The following is a 5,137-nucleotide window of genomic DNA, read 5'->3' on the forward strand; positions in this document are numbered from 1 at the left end:
ACGATGATTTATTTTCGGGTATTCCGTCTTCACATTCATGTCCCGGAGACGCCGGGCCATTTAAGTCAACGACAGGTGTTATAAAACACTGCTGAATGCTGATAATCAAAATGACTTATGTCCGCGTAGTCGCTGCGTGTTTACTTGATGCTCTCTGTATAGCCGTTCAGATAAAGACCTTTGTTCATGAAATGAGGGGGGATGACCTTCCCAAATGCGGGTCGTCCACTCCCGCCTGGCACCACTATCTTCATTTCTAAGCTGCCTGTACGGCAGTGCACGATCTGAAAGCGAAGGGGATATCTGATTTGGATTTCTAAGCTGCCTGTACGGCAGTGCACTTTCTGGAACTGATGCCAAGTCGTCATACTATTTTCTAAGCTGCCTGTACGGCAGTGCACCTGCGAACTCGTGGGGGCATCCAATTATCCGCTTTCTAAGCTGCCTGTACGGCAGTGCACTTACCCGAAGCAATACCAATTTGCGCGAGCTTTCTAAGCTGCCTGTACGGCAGTGCTCGCTTGCAGAGAGAACGAAAGTTCTTAAAAATTTTTCTAAGCTGCCTGTACGGCAGTGCACGTTACCGAAGTGCCTTCCCAACGAACCTCAAATTTCTAAGCTGCCTGTACGGCAGTGCACTGTGATGGAAAAAATCCTTTTGGAATCATCAGTTTCTAAGCTGCCTGTACGGCAGTGCACCAATCCAGTCACCGTAAACAGCAACCACTTATTTTCTAAGCTGCCTGTACGGCAGTGCACCCAAACTGCGGCTGGCCTTAACGGGGCCGAGCTTTCTAAGCTGCCTGTACGGCAGTGCACTGTTACATATTAACTCCAACTCACTGACTATCAAAGAATATATTTATCAAAAGCAAAAAAAACCTTTTTTATGAGACAGGTTAAATTTCATTAAAAATCAATGAATTATAGTTGGTCGTTAAAAAAGGGTAAAATTTAGGTCCGGGGAAATATCATTTTTTCAGTTACATTTTACCCTTTACAGCCAACATGCTTGTCCATCAACAAGCAAAATTCCCATATCCTAGAGTACTTCTATATTCTGGCTATCAAGCGTATTTTTGTTCAGCCATTACGCCGCTCTCACTATGTAATTAAATGCTACGTTGCGGGGGCGGTTCTCCGAAGCGACAGGAACAACCCTTGACGTATCGAACCCAAAACCGTATGCAGTGTATACAGTATCCGGGGTAAAATGACCTACCGATTTGGGATTACCATCTGTAGCCACGCCAAAAGTTGCACTAGCATAACAAGCCCCTTTTGTTGCCAGATGGTAACCATTTGTTATCGCACCGGGAAATGAGCCTTCAATATTTCTGATGGCATCCCCCTGATGAGTTAAAACTCCACGGCCACTATCAATACCTCTACCATCATCCCATCCGCGGATAAATTCGCCTCTTAAATCAGGCAATCTGCCGTCAGGATAAGCTTCCGCCAACTTCGGATACTGCAATCTATTAAATGCTGAACCATTACAAGTGAAATAACCGAATGGTGGATGAGGTAACGGCCACGGAATAGGAGAACCAACCGGAATTTCATTGGCTGTTTTAATCCGGTTATCTATCTCCTCGCGGGTATATTCACGTAATGAATTTATGACTTCCTGAACAAGCTTTTGTGTAACCGCCAATGTGTTGCTATCGCCAATCACATTTGTAAGCTGAACAACGCCCTTTTGTGTTAATGAAGCACTGGGAATGTCTGTTGTAATTTTTTGCTCTAGCGCTTTATTTAATTGAGTGGTGAGTTTGGCTATGTTTCCATCATCCAGAACATCATTGCCAGATCGTGTCGCGATAAAATCAGCCACGACAGATGATATGGTTGATGCTTGACGTAATACCTTATTTAACAAGTGAGTGGGAACATTATCTGGTGTAAATCCAGTCTTCAAACTTTGGTTTTCTTCATATTTTTCTTGATTTACCACATTCGCATTATCACCAATAGAAAAAGCCTTAAAATCATTCTTATAACTCATGTACTTTCTCCTGAAATTAAATAATGTTATTTTATAATCAATATATTGAATTATTGTAAAAACAATCCCTCTTGCAATTCACGCCAATCAAGTCTAGTTCAGAAAAAGAATAATGTAGTGTTCTTATTACTTATAAGGTTAATTATTTTTATATCATTTCTAGCAATAAATAGTTCAACATTAGAAACCACATCCATAAATTTATCTATTAATCAGAGTTGGCAACAATTGAAATTGTGTCTGTGTTTACTGGATTTACGTCATTTGCACTTGACGGTGGCTTTTTCTTGGGATTCACCTGTATTTCGTCAACAAAATTTCACATAGCTAGGTTTGCCAAATTGATCTATACCCTATGGATTTCAAGTTGCATCGCGACGGCAAGGGAACGAATCCCCGGGAACATAGATAACTATGTGACCGGGGTGAGTGAGTGCAGCCAACAAAGAGGCAGCTTGAAAGATGACGGGTATAGGTGATAATGTAAAAATAGGTGCAAGCTCTTGTATTATAAGTGATAATATAACAATTGGAGATAATGTATACATAGGCGCAATGTCATTTGTTAATAAAGATATCCCCGCTAATTGTATTGCGTATACACCTAAATCTCAAAATGAAATAAAGATAAAAAGTAAAAAATAATTAATTGAATATTCCAGTTTAAAATGAAAAATAGGACCACAATATGTTTTTTAAATATAAATATCTTTTAAAACTAGGTATGCTCTGTAAGCAGAATATAACAAAATCAATATACAGAAATGTATCCAGTAAAAAAATGAAGCACAATATGAACTTTTGGCCTCACATAAAGATCTCAAGAAACATTAATGGCAAAATCGACTCTGTTTCATTCAATAATAAAAATATAAACATCAATGAATTCCCCAAAAAATCAGAAAAACCCTTAATCATTATTGCATCTGGACCTTCGGTATCTACCATCAAAACAGATTTTTTTGATGATACCAAATTTGATATTATGGGTGTTAACGGTTCATATGAATTATCACCAGAAGTGAAATTCAAATACCATGTTATAATTGACCGAACATTCATTCTAAATAGGAAGAATATCGTTTTAAATATATTAAAAAACGATGAATTGATATTCTTCACAACAATGGATTGCCTCAACGATATCTTAATTCATTACGGTTATCTTGAATTAACATGTAAAGTCATTATTATTGAGAATATTGATCAACCAGTTTATCAAGAGGAAAAAGAACTTTTTGAAATAAAGAGTGATGAAATAATAATACAGAATGATGTAGCATTCTCATTAAACTTAAATCTCGGATTCTACAACGGAACAACAGTTGCCTATTCCGCTTTGCAAATAGCATTGTTTTTGGGCTATAAAAAAATATATTTCGCCGGTCTAGACATGAACAATTTTTCGAAACCAAGGTTTTATGAAACCCAAAATGACCAGCTAGATACCAAATTAAATAATAACTTACATGATTTCATCATTCCTTGTTTCAACCTGGCTCATGAAATAGCAATAAAAAAAGGAGTTAAAATTTATAATCTATCGAAAAATAGCGCTATAAATTCATTCGAAAAATTAGATTATAGGGAAATTTAAGTCATTAGATTTCTTATAAGTACCAAGGCGCAACGAGATAATTAATAAATTTTTCATATTTTTAGATTGATTTATTTTTTATCTCGGAAATTTTCACCATCATAACTTCACAAAAAATTAAAATAATCACAGATAAATTTCATTTGGTCTTATTTTAATTAAGGGATTATTATTAATTCCAGAAATGTTAAAGCTATTTTTCGACACAATATTCCGAGACTATACCCGTCATCAATAATTACCATCGAAAAGACCAGCTATCATTGAACATTCATACCCCTTATTAAATGATTTTACTGTAAAATAATATTTATAAATATATTTGTGCTTATTTAAAGTTTCTTTATTAAATAATAAAGAATTTAATTAATAGGTATTTTCCCTTGAAAAATAAATTGTTGTTCTATGCTATAGAATCAAGTCATGTTAAGTAGAACTATTACTTAAATCATTTAGATGATGTCTTAAGTAATCACCAAGGATTTACTATGCAAAATATAAAAAGTAAGATAAAACATACTTTGAAACGATGCCGAGTCACTTTGCTAGAAACTCACTGATTTGGAGACCACTACAAGAAAAATAACTACCCTCTTTTACACCCTATAAATATTGATCATTTAGTATAATAGGACTTAATCATGAAAAAAATTAATGGAACATATATTTCATCACAAATAATAAACACGATGGAAGCAAGTAATGAACCGTGGGGAATCAAAGATAAAAATTCACGATTTATTTATGCTAACCTGGCCCTAAGATCTATTCAAAACATTCCAACATCATTTGATTATGAAGGACTTTTTGATGACGAACTTCCCTGGAGCGGGGCGGAGTTTGCGAAAGAATTTATTGATCATGATAAAATTGTCATGACAAAAGGGAAAAGAATCTGTTCACTTGAAACATATACATATGGAAAAGAAAAAATCTTATCGTCTTACTTCCAAGAAAAATTACCACTATATAACGATGCAAAGGAATGTATAGGCATATTTTTTCATGGATGGAAAGCCAAAGATTTTTCATTAATTAACTTACATCAATATTATAACGAGCTGCCTACCTCTATTATATTTCACCCACCAACAGATTCTTTTACCCAACGTGAGTGGGATATTATTTTTTTCTTTTTACAAAAATACACCAGGAAACAGATTGGAAGAGTATTAAATATTTCTTACCGTACAGTTGAATCCCATATGACCAATATATACCACAAGATAGGTGTTGACTCCAACCAACAACTGGAAGAATATTGTCTCATCAACAATTTTAAACGCTATGTACCGGAAAAATTTTTACTCTCTTAATAATTTTATTTACTATTTTTAGAGCCTATCTCAATAAGCGTAATTGTTGCAGGCAGTTTGAACACGGACAGCGCGGAAAAACCGGAGCGTACACGTAGTACGTGAGGATTTTGAGCACTGCCTAGGTTCAAAATGGCAAATAAAATAGCCCTATTGAGATAGGCAGTTAGTCATAAAAAGCATGATTATACCCTATGGATTTCAAAATACATCGGG

General features: G+C 35.5%; 5 protein-coding genes, 1 pseudogene and 1 CRISPR repeat array. Of the genes and pseudogenes, 4 read left to right on the plus strand and 2 right to left on the minus strand.

Annotated elements, in window-relative coordinates; genetic code table 11:
- Positions 1 to 105 precede the first annotated feature (105 nt).
- Both LGZ98_RS24385 and LGZ98_RS22840 read right to left on the minus strand, forming a co-directional pair.
- Positions 106 to 213 (minus strand): annotated as a pseudogene (locus LGZ98_RS24385) (tyrosine-type recombinase/integrase); the annotation flags it as partial.
- Between the two features lie 40 nt (positions 214 to 253).
- A CRISPR array of direct repeats spans positions 254 to 819; the repeat unit is 28 nt; unit sequence TTTCTAAGCTGCCTGTACGGCAGTGCAC.
- A gap of 271 nt (positions 820 to 1,090) precedes the next feature.
- Positions 1,091 to 2,008: a phage tail protein gene (locus LGZ98_RS22840; protein ID WP_113043438.1), complete on the minus strand. Its 918-nt coding sequence runs from the start codon at positions 2,006 to 2,008 to the stop codon at positions 1,091 to 1,093.
- A gap of 236 nt (positions 2,009 to 2,244) precedes the next feature.
- On the opposite strand from LGZ98_RS22840, the gene LGZ98_RS22845 reads away from it, so the two are divergent.
- The 4 genes from LGZ98_RS22845 to LGZ98_RS22860 all read left to right on the plus strand — a co-directional run bounded on the left by LGZ98_RS22845 (position 2,245) and on the right by LGZ98_RS22860 (position 4,921).
- Positions 2,245 to 2,487, plus strand: coding sequence for a hypothetical protein (locus tag LGZ98_RS22845; protein WP_262978648.1), 243 nt, complete (start codon positions 2,245 to 2,247; stop codon positions 2,485 to 2,487).
- Complete coding sequence (locus LGZ98_RS22850; RefSeq protein WP_113043439.1) at positions 2,471 to 2,653, plus strand: LbetaH domain-containing protein; 183 nt, start codon at positions 2,471 to 2,473, stop codon at positions 2,651 to 2,653. Before LGZ98_RS22845 ends, LGZ98_RS22850 begins: the two co-directional genes overlap by 17 nt.
- Before the next feature lie 43 nt (positions 2,654 to 2,696).
- Positions 2,697 to 3,605, plus strand: coding sequence for a WaaZ-like lipopolysaccharide core biosynthesis protein (locus LGZ98_RS22855; protein ID WP_262978649.1), 909 nt, complete (start codon positions 2,697 to 2,699; stop codon positions 3,603 to 3,605).
- A 641-nt stretch (positions 3,606 to 4,246) separates the two neighbouring features.
- Positions 4,247 to 4,921 (plus strand): helix-turn-helix transcriptional regulator, encoded by a 675-nt coding sequence (locus tag LGZ98_RS22860; RefSeq protein ID WP_113043441.1) that lies wholly within the window; start codon positions 4,247 to 4,249, stop codon positions 4,919 to 4,921.
- The last annotated feature ends 216 nt before the right edge of the window (positions 4,922 to 5,137 follow it).

Source organism: Photorhabdus kayaii (assembly GCF_025384895.1).
In the GTDB taxonomy this organism is placed as follows: Bacteria; Pseudomonadota; Gammaproteobacteria; order Enterobacterales; family Enterobacteriaceae; genus Photorhabdus; species Photorhabdus kayaii.